At 40.7% G+C, this 15,203-nt stretch carries 15 protein-coding genes; all 15 read right to left on the minus strand.

Features of this window, described 5'->3' with window-relative positions; translation table 11 throughout:
- Nucleotides 1–11: 11 nt before the first annotated feature.
- Nucleotides 12–1,016, minus strand: coding sequence for a PTS glucitol/sorbitol transporter subunit IIB (gene srlE, locus IGI67_RS11505; RefSeq protein WP_429957781.1), 1,005 nt, complete (start codon nucleotides 1,014–1,016; stop codon nucleotides 12–14).
- 90 nt (nucleotides 1,017–1,106) lie between these two features.
- Complete coding sequence (gene srlA, locus IGI67_RS11510) at nucleotides 1,107–1,667, minus strand: PTS glucitol/sorbitol transporter subunit IIC (RefSeq protein WP_207110060.1); 561 nt, start codon at nucleotides 1,665–1,667, stop codon at nucleotides 1,107–1,109.
- A gap of 61 nt (nucleotides 1,668–1,728) precedes the next feature.
- Nucleotides 1,729–2,208: a transcriptional regulator GutM gene (locus IGI67_RS11515; RefSeq protein WP_429957782.1), complete on the minus strand. Its 480-nt coding sequence runs from the start codon at nucleotides 2,206–2,208 to the stop codon at nucleotides 1,729–1,731.
- Nucleotides 2,209–2,259: 51 nt separating this feature from the next.
- Nucleotides 2,260–4,104: a BglG family transcription antiterminator gene (locus IGI67_RS11520; RefSeq protein WP_429957783.1), complete on the minus strand. Its 1,845-nt coding sequence runs from the start codon at nucleotides 4,102–4,104 to the stop codon at nucleotides 2,260–2,262.
- A gap of 19 nt (nucleotides 4,105–4,123) precedes the next feature.
- Nucleotides 4,124–4,924, minus strand: a complete 801-nt coding sequence (locus tag IGI67_RS11525) for an SDR family oxidoreductase (RefSeq protein WP_429957784.1) — start codon at nucleotides 4,922–4,924, stop codon at nucleotides 4,124–4,126.
- 253 nt (nucleotides 4,925–5,177) lie between these two features.
- Entirely contained in the window at nucleotides 5,178–6,206 is a 1,029-nt protein-coding gene (locus tag IGI67_RS11530; RefSeq protein ID WP_429957785.1) for an NAD(P)-dependent oxidoreductase, read from the minus strand.
- Nucleotides 6,199–7,044, minus strand: a complete 846-nt coding sequence (gene rhaD, locus IGI67_RS11535; protein WP_429957786.1) for a rhamnulose-1-phosphate aldolase — start codon at nucleotides 7,042–7,044, stop codon at nucleotides 6,199–6,201. Before rhaD ends, IGI67_RS11530 begins: the two co-directional genes overlap by 8 nt.
- Nucleotides 7,045–7,070: 26 nt before the next feature.
- Nucleotides 7,071–7,253: a hypothetical protein gene (locus tag IGI67_RS11540; protein ID WP_207110054.1), complete on the minus strand. Its 183-nt coding sequence runs from the start codon at nucleotides 7,251–7,253 to the stop codon at nucleotides 7,071–7,073.
- A gap of 24 nt (nucleotides 7,254–7,277) precedes the next feature.
- On the minus strand, nucleotides 7,278–7,973 hold the full coding sequence (locus tag IGI67_RS11545) for an L-ribulose-5-phosphate 4-epimerase (RefSeq protein WP_429957787.1): 696 nt from the start codon (nucleotides 7,971–7,973) through the stop codon (nucleotides 7,278–7,280).
- 15 nt (nucleotides 7,974–7,988) lie between these two features.
- Entirely contained in the window at nucleotides 7,989–9,050 is a 1,062-nt protein-coding gene (locus IGI67_RS11550) for a zinc-binding dehydrogenase (RefSeq protein ID WP_207110117.1), read from the minus strand.
- Nucleotides 9,051–9,077: 27 nt separating this feature from the next.
- On the minus strand, nucleotides 9,078–10,499 hold the full coding sequence (locus IGI67_RS11555) for a PTS galactitol transporter subunit IIC (RefSeq protein ID WP_207110052.1): 1,422 nt from the start codon (nucleotides 10,497–10,499) through the stop codon (nucleotides 9,078–9,080).
- Between the two features lie 172 nt (nucleotides 10,500–10,671).
- Nucleotides 10,672–10,974, minus strand: coding sequence for a PTS sugar transporter subunit IIB (locus IGI67_RS11560; protein ID WP_207110051.1), 303 nt, complete (start codon nucleotides 10,972–10,974; stop codon nucleotides 10,672–10,674).
- A gap of 96 nt (nucleotides 10,975–11,070) precedes the next feature.
- Entirely contained in the window at nucleotides 11,071–11,529 is a 459-nt protein-coding gene (locus tag IGI67_RS11565; protein WP_429957789.1) for a PTS sugar transporter subunit IIA, read from the minus strand.
- 230 nt (nucleotides 11,530–11,759) lie between these two features.
- Entirely contained in the window at nucleotides 11,760–13,850 is a 2,091-nt protein-coding gene (locus IGI67_RS11570; protein WP_429957790.1) for a BglG family transcription antiterminator, read from the minus strand.
- Nucleotides 13,851–14,144: 294 nt separating this feature from the next.
- Nucleotides 14,145–15,203: a zinc-binding dehydrogenase gene (locus IGI67_RS11575; protein ID WP_429957791.1), complete on the minus strand. Its 1,059-nt coding sequence runs from the start codon at nucleotides 15,201–15,203 to the stop codon at nucleotides 14,145–14,147.

A 15,203-nucleotide genomic window follows, 5' to 3' on the forward strand; every position in this document is an offset into this window, starting at 1 on the left:
CTCCAAACATTTTAACTATATAATCCAAAACTTGCTAACCAAGCAACAACCACTCGGGGAACCCCATTTAGAAAACGTGAATACAAAACGGATGGTACGCCAACTTCTACTGTCTCTGCTTCAGCTTCTTCCAATCCCAAACCAACCGGGATAAAGTCGCAAGCATTTTGTGTATTGATAGCAAATAAAGCTGGCAAAGCTAAGTGTGGCGGAATGTTTCCCTTACCGATTTCCACCCCGATCAAGGTTCCTAAGATTTGGCTGATAACCGCCCCAGGTCCTAACAGTGGAGATAAGAATGGCAGTGAGCAGATAAAGCCAATAATGATCAAGCCAAAAACATTTCCTGCCAAAGGTTTCATCAGATTGGCAAAAACCGTCCCAATTCCTGAACCCTGAATGATCCCGATCAACAAGGACACGAAGGCCATAAAAGGAATGACTGTATTGATCATTGTCTGCACACCTTCACGAGCCGACTGATTGAATGTCGCTACGACTTTCCCGGCACCCATCCCGATTTTAGCGATAAAGCTTTTCTGTTCTGCTCTTTGTTCAGTAATTTTCTTATCTGTTGAATATTTGAACTCCCGCTCGGGCTTTTCTTCGGTGATAAAGGTCGGGCCGTTCGCTGCTTCTGATCCATCGGCCAGCATGATTTGATTTTCACCGACAGCAGACACGTAGATTTCTTCATTAATGTATTGGGCTAACGGGCCACTTTTTCCCGTCGGTACAATGTTCACTGTTGGAATGTTCTTTTTAGGATAGATTCCACAGCGCAATGTTCCGCCGCAGTCAATGATCGCTAGGGCGATTTCATTGTCTGGTATCGATGTTTTGAAGCCATTAACTGATTCCATACCAGTCAATTCTTCGATTTTATTCACAATACTCGGTTTGTCTCCGCCGCCGGTTACATAAACAAATTTATGTTTTTCATTTGTTGGTGTAATTACTAATGGTCCGCCATAACCACCCGAACCTTTTACGATTTTGATACTATTATAAGCCATTTTCGCTCCTCCTAATTCATTTCAGTGTAATTATTCCTCTAAACTACTCAATTTAACTTCATATAAACTGGAAACTATGGAACGGACACGCTATTCTGTCACTGCGACTTCATCCACTTTTTTACTTAACTGGATGCCTTGTTGTTTGCAGACAAACGCAGTAGTGAAATCTGTTGTCCAACCACCGATAAAATTCATGACCAAACCAACAAACATATAGCGAATCGCTAATTCCATCGAATTTAATCCTAATTGAGTAATTCCTTGGGCAATCCCCATCCAAACAAACAGCTCCCCAGGATTGATGTGAGGGAAAACACCATTACTTGTATGACAGAATTGCGCATTTGACGCATAGTAACTTGGCTTATAAAATTCGGGTAAAAATCGTGCCATCGTAAATGACATTGGATTTCCCAACATAAAAGCAGAAACAAAAGGCAATACTAGATAACGGGTAAAAGGATTTTTGGAAGAAACCTTCGCAACTTTTGTTACTCTCTCTTCACCTAAAAAAGCAATCAGTGTATTCATTGCCACCATCAACATCAAAACAACTGGTACGATCCCTGTCATCCAACTAATAAATGTTTCAGCACCCGTTTGGAAAAGGCTCATGAAGCCTTCCGCAAATTTTGTAATATAATCCATTGTTACACACTCCTTTTTCATATTTATGATTTACTTATTCGTAAAGCTGTAGAAACTGGAACTAACATCCTTTTTTGGTTAATTTATCTTGAATGGAAAGTTTCATTAATGATAATTGATTGCCTACATTAAAGATTGGGGATACAGGTGCTTCATCTCGATGGTGGCCGCTTTCAACCTCCACATAGACTTTTTGGGCATTCGCCGCCGCTTGACGCGTTAATTTATTTTCCTCAGACAGCACCGGAGCTTCCATCAGTTGGTGGATATCGATTCCAATAAATTGCGGACGCGGTTTGAAGCGAGCCAAGATCGAAGTTCCCTGCATCATTTCAGCATCTTGAATGACCCCAGCAGCATCAACCCCCAGTAACAAGATCGTCCCTGAAGCAATTTTTCCCGGACGACGACCGATCGCAACTTTTCCTTTACGCTTCATTCGAATATAGACAGAATTAAAGTTTTTAATCTGCTTCATCCCTAAAAAAATTTGAAGAATGTAAGCAATAATTGCAATAGCTCCTAAAACAAAAATATTCATACAATACCCGCTCCTTTCTGATGCAAAAAGAAGACTCTCCGTCTCCCTTCACTAAGACCCGTTAACTAGTAGCTGCCGATATTCTTCTTTACTATTGATCTGCTTGACCTGTTCACGTAGCAGCTCATTGGAAGAGATGACAAAAATTGTGTCATAAAAACTGAGCAGCTCATCCTCCATTGCCAGCGTCAGGTTTTCTGGAATTGCTACCAAAAAAATCAGTTCAATGTCCTCAAGGGATTGACCCTCTGGGTATATCCCAATAGTGACAAGAATTTCCTCACTTTTATGATTGATTCCGTGCGGAAAAGCGATTCCATTATCGATCACCGCAGATTCTTCTTGTGCTTTCGTTAAGATATACTCCTTAAACGAATCATCAATCAGCTTTTCGTTTCGTAATTTATCCAGCAAAACAATCAAATTCTCCTCATAGGACAGCTGCTTGTCTAAATGTTCAAAAGAAAACTGAATATGCTCGAACGACGCCGCCTTTGAAGCAACGATTCTCTTCCACTCGCTCAAGAGCCAATTTTCATTGAAAAGATCGGTTAACTTGATGACAGCAGTAGTGGCTTTCACATGTTTCAAGGGAATCGTCGTAAATACAGCAAAATAGCGTTCCAAATCCGTCGTTTCGTATTCTTCCTCTGAATAATGAACAATTCGAATGTTTGGTCCTAAAACGGTTGCCAACTGACGCTTAATCATTAAAGCTGTTCCTTTGCCGGTATTGCACACCACCGCAATCTCTTTCATCTTTGGCTGAGCATCGGATTTCAATGCCAACTCAAAATAAATAGCTAGGTAAGAAAGCTCAGACTGTTGAATCGGTTTTTGTAAAAAATCAGCCAGCGCTGTAATGCCTATTTCCGCCAGTTCATGGGCAAAGGCATGCTTTTGCTTGAACTCCTCACGAAATATGTCGTAGGTTTCAACTTGAAAAATGATCCGGTTAATCAAAAACATAAAATGGGCACGAATATTCTGGAACAGCACTTCTTGATCTAAGTGAATGATTACCGCCGCATTAATTTGATCCATCATGGATTGAAACAATGTTTTTACTTCTGGATTATCCGCCTGCTCCTCGGCAACCAAATTGTTGTTAAAAATATTCAATGGGAAACAAAGGAAATCAAAATCAAATTTACTAACTGTCAGACTGTAATCTGTTGCCAAGCTGACAAACAGCTCCTCCAATAATTGATCCTCCGAAAAATAATTAACATAATACGGAACCGCTTGTGTTAGAGGGTTTCCGCCTTGGATCCGTTGAATCGTTAAAATGATCGTCTTTTGCAATAACCCCAATGTACGGAAATCCATTTTCTTACTTAATGCGATTTCATCAATGCGCTTTAATAGCTCATCGCTTAACGTCGGCTGTTCCAAATAATCATACGCATGCTGCAAATAGAGCAATCGCAGCTGGGATTCGGCACCAGAGATTCGCAAGCCCTTATTTGGAGTACCAATCAAGGAAATTTGATACCGTGTCATCAGCTGCTTTAAATTCCGTAAATCCTTATTGACCGTTGAACGACTGACCCCTAACACCTCTGACAGATCATCGATTACGATATAGTCTTGCTGCTTCATAAAGCAATCAATCAAAACCGCAATTCGCTTTGTACTTGAATTGAAATCTGTCTGCTGCTTTAAACTGCCGTTCATAATTTCTGAGAACTGTTGGGGATCAATAACCTTTAATGAATAAATGGCCTCTTTTTCTTCAATTACTGCAATTCGTTCCATTTGATCATTCAATAGCTGTATCGCTTTTTTGGTGGTTTGTGCACTTGTATCAGTTATTTTCTGCAGCTCATTCAAACGCAAGCGATCATGAGTAATAAAATGCTGTAATAATTGATACCAGCGATTGATTAATGCCATTTATTACCCCCACCTTCTTTTATCCTCGTGTCTTTCCTCCAGCAATGTTAGTCGTAACACCTGTAATATAGCTAGAACGATTAGATAAATAATAGCACACCAAATCAGCGACTTCACTGAGCTTTCCGCTCCGTCCTAATGGAATCGTAGTGGTTTTATCATAGTTTTTACGAAGCTCCTCAACAGTGATTCCGCGTGTGTAAGCTAGTGCTGTCTCGTAGGCTTCCGTTCTCAAGCCTGTTTCCTCCATGATTCCTGGTGCTACTCCTACCACTCGAATTCCTTGCTTGCCCAACTCTTTGGACCACGACCGCGTAAAGCTGTTGACTGCTGCTTTCGTTGCCGCATACGGACTTTGCCCTTCTGAGCCTTCCAAACCGCATTCCGAAGACATATTGATGATTACCCCTTCGTGACTTTTCATCATCGTCCGAGCGACTGCTTGTGTCATTAGAAAGAGACCTTTTTGATTAATTGCCATCATTTTGTCGAATACCTCATCTGATAATTCAAACTGACCGTGAGGATTTTCCTTATCCACTAATAAACGCGGAACATTGATCCCAGCGTTATTCACTAATCCGTCGATCCGATCGAATTCCTCAACGACCTTCGATACATTTTCCTCCACTTGCTGGCGATCTGAAATATCCGTCTGAAAATAGTAAAGATTATCATGCGTTACCTTACCAGGTTGAAGATCAAAGTTTACGACGATCACTCCTTGATCCAGCAATTCATCGATAATACTTGCTCCAATTCCTGAAGATCCGCCTGTTACGATCACTTTTTTTCCTGCAACATCTAACCAATCTGACATTCTGTATTCCCTCCTCTTAATTACAAGCTCAGTATAAAGCGCTTTCCGAAAATGATTAATACGCTCTTTTTTTTGAGATTAGAAAAAAAAGTACACTAATTTGTGAAAAGGTATCAAAGACTTCACAAACTCATTCAACTTTTTAGCACTAATTACACATCAGCTCTCCAAAACAGTCGCTGTGTGTCTCAGCAAATAAGACTGAAAAGATCATACCTTCTTACAGAGGGCAAAAAAAGCTTAAGTAGGCGAACTACTTAAGCTTTTGCAATACTTTATTCATTTCGATTTGTAGTAATTGTGGAGAACGCTCAATCGCATCGATCGTATCTCCGGCAATATGTGAAGTAATCACAACATTGTCCAGCTCTAATAAAGGCTCATTTGGATTGATCGGCTCTTCCCACAATACATCAATACCAGCACCAGCAATCCTTTTTTTCGTTAAGCATTCGATCAAATCGGCTCGATCAATAATATCCGGCCGAGCAGTATTAATCAAATATGCACTTGGCTTCATCAAACTCAATAATGAATGATCAACCAACTTTATCGTCTCAGGCACTACTCGTAAATGCAAGGACACCACGTCTGAGTCACTAAAGATTTCTTTCAAGCTTTTCAGCTGAACCCGATAGCCTTCCTGATCCAACGTTGATTGATCCATAAACGCATCATAGGCGCTGACTTCTAATCCTAAAGCGGTTAATCGTTTCGCTACGATTTTTCCAATATGTCCTAATCCCACCAAACCAACTTTTAGATTGGAGAAGGAGGTTTTGTACGCATCATTCGGAAAATTTTGCGGCCACCTGCCATTTTTTACTTGAATCGCGGACATCGCAATATTGCGAACAGTCGCATACATCAAGCCAATCGTAAAATCTGCTACTGGTTCTGCGTTTCGAATGACATTGATTACCGACAAATCCTTTGATTCTTTCACTGCTGTTAAATCAATATGTTCCAAACCGCCTCGGCAGGTTCCGATCATCTTTAACTTTTTTGCATGAGCAAGTAATTTTTGTGAAACAGGTGCTAAATGAACTAGTAGGTATTCAGCTGTCGAAACAGCTTCCAGTATTTCTAACGGCCATTCAAAATTATTCGGACCATCCCGTTCCAATATTTTGATGGTCTCGCGAAATTCTGAACGTGATTGGCCAGCTCGCCATTCAAACCGTTGAATGTTTATTGGTGCTTCAAGCATCAATCCTTTTGCCGCGGAAGCCAAATTATTCGCTGGAACAAACGGGTCACCAATCACGACTACATTAGTCATCTTGCTGTCCTTCTTCCCTCAATAGCCCAGCCTTCGGTTTCACGTGAAACTTTTCTGCTAAATCTAAAAGCTGCTGATCACTAATTTGCTGCTTAATTTCTTGTCTTGTCGAACAAATTTGCAAATAGATTTGTGCGGCCTTTTCTGCTGTTTCGACTAGACCAAAAGCATCATCCATCGTTTGTCCCGCACCCATGATGCCATGATGCGGCCAAATGACGATCCTAGAATCATGCATTTTTTCTGCCGAAGCAGCACCTAATTCACTCGTTCCAGCAACCATCCACGGAAGAACGGACACTCCATCAGGAAAAACAACTAAACACTCTGTAATCATTTGCCATAGTGTCTTTGTAAATTTTCTCTCATCTAAATCATGAATAAAGGTCATTGCCGATATCGCTGTTGCATGGGTGTGCAAAATTACTCGATGTTCTGGATCCTGCTTGAGGCGAACTGCATGACATTGAAGATGCGACGCTAACTCGCTTGTTGGCAAATCGCCGCCTTCTAGCCCCCACAGTAGTTCGTACTTGTCCCCTTCTGTACTTATGCGAATGATCGCTAAACTATCAGCGGGATTCTTCTGAATATTTTTAAAATACTTGCCAGAACCCGAAACAAGAAATAGCTCCCCTGCTAAATTGTTAACAGCAAACTCTAGCTCAACCGTTCTCTTAACCTGATCGACATCAAGATAATATTGAACTTCCTCCTGTGGCAACCGATAGCTAATGTTTCCGCCATTCCGCTCTGCCCAGCCATACGCCCATAATTGACTAGTTGCCTCACACATTTCTCGGATAAAAGGAGCTTGACTGATCTCATGGATCTTCATTTCATCATCCTCCAGCTTTTAATTAATTAGAGGAGGATCGTAATTAGTCGAGCTACGATCATAAAAGCCACACCCAACACGCCGTGAATCCAATAAGTTCTACTTTTTACGACATCCCCATTGGCGCCAACGACTAGTTTTTTCGCTCCATCAAAAAAGATTTTGATAAAAAAAGCTAAACCGATCAAAACAAACAAATCGCTAATCATCGTAATCCTCCTCCAATCTAATAATTATTTTTGTCCGTAATAAGCATTTGCCCCATGCTTTCGCAAATAGTGTTTATCTAACACGCGCTGCGGCAATTCTTCTGCAAACGAATTTAATTGTCGAGTCAGCAAGTTCATCTTACAAACTTCTTCCAATACAACTGCGTTCATCACTGCACTTTGGGCATCTTTCCCCCAGGTAAATGGTCCATGTCCATGCAGCAGCACTCCTGGAACTTCCAATGGTTTGATTTCACGCTGCTTGAATGTCTCAATAATGACATTTCCTGTCTCGTGTTCATACCCTTCATCGATTTCATTTTGTGTCAAAAAGCGCGCACATGGAACGGAGCCATAAAACGTATCCGCATGGGTCGTTCCCATCGCTGGTACATCTAAACCTGATTGTGCCCAGGCTGCTGCCCATGTTGAATGGGTATGAACGATACCGCCAATTTCTGGAAACTCTTTATATAATACTGCATGAGTCGGCGTATCTGATGAAGGATTTAGTTTCCCTTCGATCACATTATTATCTAAATCGACTACGACCATATCCGAAGCGATCATTTCTTCGTAGCTGACACCGCTGGGTTTAATAACGAAATAGCTTGTCTCAGGATCATAAGCACTGACATTTCCCCATGTATATTTGATTAATCCTTGTTTAGGTAATGCTAAATTCGCTTGAAATACTTCTTCTTTTAATTGTTCTAACATCGATTCGGTCCCCTCTTACTCTGGATTGACTGCAACAACGATTTTGTTATAAGCAAGTTCTCGATTGAACATCTTAGGCAGCACATCCGGCAAATCTGTTAACGTGATTTCATTGCTCACCATTTCTTTGAACTTGATTCTGCGCTTAGACATTTCCTCTAGCGTTGCCTCCCATGCACGGCCTGGATAAGGTGCTGTATAGGAATTCCATGAGCCTGTAATCGTCAATTCTGCACGCATGATGCGCTCTGCCTCATGTTCAGATAATGGCAGGTCTTGATGTGAGATTCCCACTAATACCACAGTTCCATGTTTGCGAGTAATTAAAAGCGCTTGTTTTTGAGTGAATTTGCTTCCAGCAGTTTCAATCACTACGTGTACACCTAAACCCGTTTCGGCCTTGATTGCTTCTTCTAGATCCTGTTCTTTACTGTTGATCGTCACATCTGCGCCAAGTTGTTTTGCCAAGTCCAATTTTTCATCAAAAATGTCGACTGCGATCACTTTTTTTGCCCCGAAAATTTTCGCAATTTGAATCGCAAATTGTCCGATTGGGCCACAACCAAGAACCGCCACTGTATCGCCGACCTTCATATTTGAGCGCTGCATTGCATGCCAACTGATCGTCGCTGGCTCTACCCCAGCTGCTGACAATAGATCCAAATCTTCCGGCATTACTACACAGTGCTCTTCAGGAACTTTCACGTATTCGGCAAAGGCACCGTTACTGCCAGTACCGATTATGTTATAATTATCACTGAGACCATAGGATCCTTCTTTTGTATATTCAGAATTTGGATCGGGAATCAGTGGTGCAACGGCGATCTTGTCTCCGACCTGAACTTTAGTGACCTGTGATCCTACCCGATCAACAGTTCCGCTGAATTCATGTCCTAAAATGAGCGGATACATTCTTGCACCATCTTCTAAGTTTGCGCGGGGCACATCTGAGCCACAGATCCCCGCGTAAGCGACTTTGACTAATACTTCATCTTCACCAATAGCGGGAACATCCACCTCTTGAACTTCCAATACACCAGGTTTTATCAATACACTTGCTTTCATCTTTTTTGTCATGGTCTTTTTCATCCTTCTCTATCTCTATTAAGCCACTTTGGTTTTAGCATCTGGGATTTCAACGCTGTTTTTTGCTGCAGCCCGTTCAACATATCCATAGAAAGCTTCTTTGTTTTTGCGGAACAAGAAGTAAACGACAAAGTATGCGACGATCGTCAAGCCAATCAGTAATGGATTTTGACTTAAAAAGGCTAAGAAGATCAAACCAAAAATTGGTTTCCCTAAAATATTGAAGCTTGTTACCATCAACGCACCTGCTGGTAAAGTAACCCCGACTGTTTGCGCGATTTCTGTAAACATTGGTGCAGTATACGAACACATATACAATCCTAAACTGAACCAAATCACACCATTGAGCAATGTCTTCGCAATATTCCCATTCGATAAACATACCAACGCTTGTACCATATAAGGAATTGCCAACAAGTCAACGACTGGCAACGTTTGATTACCAGGTAAGATCATTGCGATAAATACCATGATCGGAATCAAAAGAATTCCTGAAATCAATGTCGCAGGTTCACCATAGCCCGTTGCATCATTTACACCTAGATACCATTCACGTCCTTCATTGTTGCCGCGAACGTTTTTACTAGCAGCTTGTGAAATTGGGTTGAAGGCTTGTGAGAAGATTCCTGCTACTTTCGGGAAGATCGCCATTACGGCACTGGTTGCGATCGCTACTTCTGTGATTTGCCCCCAAGCAGATAGTTCTGCTAGGTTGCTGAGATTTCCTAAAATTCCTAAAAACAGACCTAAGAATAAGCCTAGTGAGATCGGTTCACCCAAGAAACCTAATTTTTTCTGTAAGCCTTGCGGATTCAATCGAACTTTGTGCAGGCCAAGCATATTCCAAATCGGGTCCATCAATAATGCAAAGATGCCTGGTTCGATATTGTGCATTGCAATGATCGTACAATTGGGATAATGATAATAGCTAGACCAGCGTCGAGCCAGCATTTCTGATAATAGTAAGCTGTACATATTTAGTAAACACATCAATACAACTGCTAAGATCATATTTTTCGTAGCTAGATAAACCATTGAGCCCCAAACCATATAAGAATAGTTATTCCATAAATCTGAAGGCTGGAATACATTGGTCCACTTCACTAGGAAAAGAACTGTTTGTAAAACTAGAGCGATCACTAAATAGATCATGCCTGCTTCTGTTGAATAGGCAACTAACGCAGTCGCCTGCCACCCCACATCAAATGCCGGAAGATTGATCCCTGTTTGGTCAACCATCTGTTGAACAACTTTAGAAATGATTGGGGTATATGAGTTCAAAATCAAGGTGAAGCCCATCAATCCTACACCTGCATATAATCCAGATAAAAATGCCTTTTGAGTCTTCACTTTTAATACTTTGGCAACCACAAAAATCATTACAGGGACAAAAACTGCTGATCCAAACGTATCAAAAACGCTCTTTAATGTTTCTAACATTTCATTACTCCTTTTTCATTTTAATGTATTTATTTTTCCTGCTGAAAATAAGGCTGATTTTCAAGCCGTATACCTTTTTACTAATTAATGCATTTAGCCTTTGCTGAAGAGAATCAGCAAAAGCAAATTCTCTGTTACCATTCGCAAGAAACCAAAACAACCTAGTTAAAATTTATTTTTCCAATGCCGACAAAACGCCATCCACTTCTTCTAAAAATTCATCTTCACCAAAGCCTGTTAAGAAACCGATCGCATTTACTACTGGAATCCCATAGTCTCCGTCAGGTAGTGGACTCGTATAAGTAATAAAATCAAACTTGCCTGTCTTCGCTAAAGATAAAGCTTCGTTAGGATTTGCCTCTGTCGTATCAACGATATATCCTTTTTCCTCCAACGTCTCTCTTAATTTTTCCGCCACCATTGATGATGTAACTGTTCCTGATCCGCAAACGGACAATACATTGTATCTTTTCATTACTGCTCCTCCTATTTCTTTTCATTATTTTTTTGAACTTTTTACTCGTTTTTTTTCTGGCAATCTGCTAAATAGCTGGTCTGACATCCTTTCGCTTTACGCGATCTCCAATTCCATTTCTGCCACGATGTTATACATTTCTTCTGTAGATGCTGCTTTTTCTAGGCGCTTCAATGTTTCGACGTCCTGAAAAAGTCCCATCAATTTGCTCAACATTTTGACTTGGCCATCCGGGTCCTCCACTGCCATTAAGATGACTAATGACACACGGACTTTTTCTTTCGGATTGATCATCGAGCAAACCTCGATGGGTTCTGCCAAAGTCGCAATGGCTAAAGCGGATTGATGTACATGCTCACGATCCGTATGAGGAATCGCAATTCCATAATCTCCCATCTGCAATCCTGTAGGAAATCCCTTTTCTCTTTCCAATACTGCCGGAACATAGGTTGGTTTAACATAACCTAGTTCTTCCATTTTCTGCCCCAAGAATGTAATCATCTCTTCATAATCCTGCGGCTTCATTTTGCTAAAAAGCAATTCTCGTTTGATCACTCGATCCCTCCTGTTCTGTTTTTTTTGCTTCTTGCTTAATCAAAAGATAGCACGGAAACGCTTTCTTTCAAATTTCTTTTGAACTCATTTTTTACTGAACCTATTCCGTAATATTTGTATGACTTGCGGAAAACGTTGATTTCACAAGCATTTTTTATCATCAACTATTTGTAGAATTATCAGAGAATACAAAAAATCCCGTTCTCCAAAAGAACGAGATCACTATTTTATTACTTTTTGAAATCTTGAATGATGGCTAAAAGCGACTCCTTATCCTGCGCCTGATCCAGCCGTTGAATCACCTTAGGGTCACTAGCTATTTTTAGCAGCTGCATCATAGGTTGAATGTGCATTTTTTTATCGATCGGAGAAATAACCACGACATAACGATAACTCTGACCTTGACTGGTAAACCCTTGTTGTACCTTAGCTAGGCACATTCCCAGCTCACGAGCCCCATTTTCAGGAACTGTGTGAGGGATGACAATTTGATTTCCCAACACGATACTCGGGGTGACCTCTGGAAACTGTTCTTCAAGATGGCGTAAATATTTAGGCTCGACAATCTCACGGTCAATCAGATTTTTGGTCGCTGCTTGTAGAACAGCTTGCCAATTCAGATCATCTGGCAGAATGATGATACTTTCTTTTGTAATCAGATCACTCAAGTTTAGCTTTGTTTCATTCGTCAAAATCTCTTGGTCTTGTATTTGAAAAATTGAATTATACGAGATCATCAATTCTTTACGTATCTTCCCTTCTATCTCGTCATTCATCGGAAGATGTTTTTTGACAATCGATAAAATATGGTCTGGCTGCAATTTATAACTATCGATCTTGTAAATCAGCTGGATCACTTCGTTGACAATCAAGGTTTTGTTCATCGCGGACAAGTCATTTCCAACAACAATCACGGGTAACTCAGTAGTTAAGGGCGTAGTTGAAAAAATCAATTGGACTTCTAAACTGTCTTCCTTTTCATAAAACTCGCGAATCGAAAAAGAGCTGACAAAATGAATCATAGGAAACCAATTGTCTAATGTCTTTTCCAACAATTTTGAGCTGATGATGCCATTCGGGCACACGACTGCTGCTTTAACAATCGTATGATCGAGATTGATCGGTTTTTCTTTTTGCATATAGGCCCCAATGAACATGGTAATCAAATAAATCTCATCATTCGGAATGCGCTCTTCAAAAAACTCCTCCAGAGGTGCGATCGATGACTTCACAATAAAAAATAAAGGATCTAACTGATTTTTTACTATATCCGTAAGTGTATAGTCTGAAGTCAAACCATAACGAATCCGATAATACGCTGGTGTCAGATGCAGCGTTAGGTTCTCGATCAATTGTGCCTTGTCATTTAACTGTATGATCGTGTTTTTCTCCAGCATCGCGATAAACAGCTCGATATGGGTTCGCAAAGCTTCTTTGTTTAGAGAAAAAATATTACTTAAATCGGTAATTTTCAAAGAAAGGATATAAAGGCAGAGATAAAGGTGCTCTGTATAGGATTTTGGCAATATCCCCTGTCCAGCTAATACTTTTACGATTGCAGCATATTCATTCGTGTCCATAATTTCTTTAGCCAGCAATCCAAATCGCTGCTCAATTGTGTGTCCGTTTTTCACTCTACGATCCAGCAATACCAAAAAATAAGGCGCCGTTTGTATCCGATTGTCGGTATACTGAACCTGCAGCTCCTCTTCGACTAAGCGGAGCATTTTCCGCTGATTGTCAATTTCGGCCACTTGAATGTCTAAGTATTTTTCAAAAATGAGCCGATTATAGATGGAATCCATCACTTGGTCCGTCACTACAAGAATCAATCCGCGAATCGCTTCTTCATCCCCTCGAAAATAATAGCCGCCCTTTCGAGAATAATCGATCGTTATCTTGTGTCTTTTCAGCTGTTCTTTGAGTTTCTTGATATCTGAAACTATGGTATTTTTACTAACCTCTAAACTTTCTGAAAAGTGATAGAGCGAAAGATAATCCGCAGAGAAAATCAATAATAAAATAACCAATAATCGATGATACTCATCTAAAAAGCTGTTTTGATTTGCCTGCAGCTGGCTTTCGCTGTTCATGATTCCCGAGAAAGCATCGACCACTTTCGTATCAACTACAAAGCTGCCGTTACGTGATCGAATGATCTTTCGGTAGTTATTTTCTTCCAGATAGTCGTTTATTTTTTTTACTGCGTAATCTAACTGGTTGCGGGTAAGACTGTATTTTTCCATAATTTCTTTGGAAGAAATTTTCATTGTAGATGCGACTGTCTGAAGAACTTGAACGCTTCGATTGTCAAGATCCATCTATTTCCCTCCTGTCTTTATTTTTTCCTTTAGTCTAGCCTGAACAGCAAAAATAGTAAACGGTTTCTTTGTGAAATTATTTTAAAATAACATCATCCATTTTTTATCACCCTTATATTTCTAGTTGTCTTTTCCTGTAATCGATTGCTGATAAGCACTTATTTTTCAACATGCCACCCCCTAATGGAATCTGTACACAGGGCTCGTTCACCTTTTCCATCCGCTTTGTGAAAAATAATTCTAAAATACAAAAAGAGCTGTACCAAAAAATCTGGTACAGCTTCCCTTGCTTAATTAAAATTCGCCTGGATTAGACTCGATCATTACTTTGATCTCATGACCTTCCATCACTTTATCGAAGGCTTCACGCCACTCTGTCAATGGGTATTTTTTTGTGATCATCTCATTGATATTGATCGCGCCTTTGGCTAACAGATGAATCGCGATGGGCCAGTCATAAGGATTCTGTGAACGACTGCCGATGTATTCGATCTCTCGCTGAATGATTGATTCAGTATCCAAATCCACCATTTGATTGGCGAATAAGCCTACTTGAATAAACTGTCCCTGTTTGCGAATCAATGGCAAGCTGGCATTGACAGCTGGTACGGCCCCCGAGGCGTCGTATACTTTGTCCACACCATAGCCATTCGTTACTTCAGCAACGATCTTAGCCAAATCTTCCTTCATTGTATCTACAATCACATCCGCGCCAAGTTTTTTCGCTAATTCTAAGCGATGGCTATCCTTCGTGATCCCTGTCATAATGACAAATGCCCCAATTTCTTTGGCAATCTGAAGTAAGAACAAACCAATCGGTCCAGGCCCCATGATAATGATGGTATCTTTCAGTTCCAATTGGCTCTTTTGATACATCGCATGCACGCAGCAAGCCAAAGGTTCGCTCATCGCTGCTCCCTCATAACTCAGATGATCTGGCAATAGATGGATACTCTCTTCCCGTGCCAGCACATAATTGGCCATCGAGCCGTTTTGCTGGGTACCGATTCCTTTACGATGCGGACATAAATTGTATTGTTTTTCCTGACAATACTCGCACTCACCGCAGACATAGAATGTGGTCTCGCTGGTCACACGATCACCAATTTTGATCTTTGTGACACTGTCTCCGACTGCAACGACTTGTCCAGAAAATTCGTGTCCTAGCACGACTGGCGTAGTTGGGTTTTTATATTCGCCTTTAAAAGTATGGATATCTGACCCACAGATACCGGTATAAGCGACTTTGATCAATACCTTATCATCCGTTGCTTCAGGTACCGCAAGGTCGAGAAATGCCATTTGATCATAGCCGGGGGCTTGCTTTGAAACACCCTTCATTGTTTTCGTCAT

The organism is Enterococcus sp. AZ196, assembly GCF_050498845.1.
GTDB lineage: Bacteria > Bacillota > Bacilli > Lactobacillales > Enterococcaceae > Enterococcus_A > Enterococcus_A murrayae.

Bases quoted from the DNA above. Each gene is read 5' to 3' on its own strand.
- srlA (WP_207110060.1), bottom strand. From the start codon at position 1,667: ATGGATTATATTACAAAATTTGCGGAAGGCTTCATGAGCCTTTTCCAA.
- IGI67_RS11555 (WP_207110052.1), bottom strand. From the start codon at position 10,499: ATGTTAGAAACATTAAAGAGCGTTTTTGATACGTTTGGATCAGCAGTT.
- IGI67_RS11575 (WP_429957791.1), bottom strand. From the start codon at position 15,203: ATGACGAAAACAATGAAGGGTGTTTCAAAGCAAGCCCCCGGCTATGAT.
- srlE (WP_429957781.1), bottom strand. From the start codon at position 1,016: ATGGCTTATAATAGTATCAAAATCGTAAAAGGTTCGGGTGGTTATGGC.
- IGI67_RS11515 (WP_429957782.1), bottom strand. From the start codon at position 2,208: ATGAATATTTTTGTTTTAGGAGCTATTGCAATTATTGCTTACATTCTT.
- IGI67_RS11520 (WP_429957783.1), bottom strand. From the start codon at position 4,104: ATGGCATTAATCAATCGCTGGTATCAATTATTACAGCATTTTATTACT.
- IGI67_RS11545 (WP_429957787.1), bottom strand. From the start codon at position 7,973: ATGTTAGAACAATTAAAAGAAGAAGTATTTCAAGCGAATTTAGCATTA.
- IGI67_RS11540 (WP_207110054.1), bottom strand. From the start codon at position 7,253: ATGATTAGCGATTTGTTTGTTTTGATCGGTTTAGCTTTTTTTATCAAA.
- rhaD (WP_429957786.1), bottom strand. From the start codon at position 7,044: ATGAAGATCCATGAGATCAGTCAAGCTCCTTTTATCCGAGAAATGTGT.
- IGI67_RS11550 (WP_207110117.1), bottom strand. From the start codon at position 9,050: ATGACAAAAAAGATGAAAGCAAGTGTATTGATAAAACCTGGTGTATTG.
- IGI67_RS11560 (WP_207110051.1), bottom strand. From the start codon at position 10,974: ATGAAAAGATACAATGTATTGTCCGTTTGCGGATCAGGAACAGTTACA.
- IGI67_RS11570 (WP_429957790.1), bottom strand. From the start codon at position 13,850: ATGGATCTTGACAATCGAAGCGTTCAAGTTCTTCAGACAGTCGCATCT.
- IGI67_RS11530 (WP_429957785.1), bottom strand. From the start codon at position 6,206: ATGACTAATGTAGTCGTGATTGGTGACCCGTTTGTTCCAGCGAATAAT.
- IGI67_RS11525 (WP_429957784.1), bottom strand. From the start codon at position 4,924: ATGTCAGATTGGTTAGATGTTGCAGGAAAAAAAGTGATCGTAACAGGC.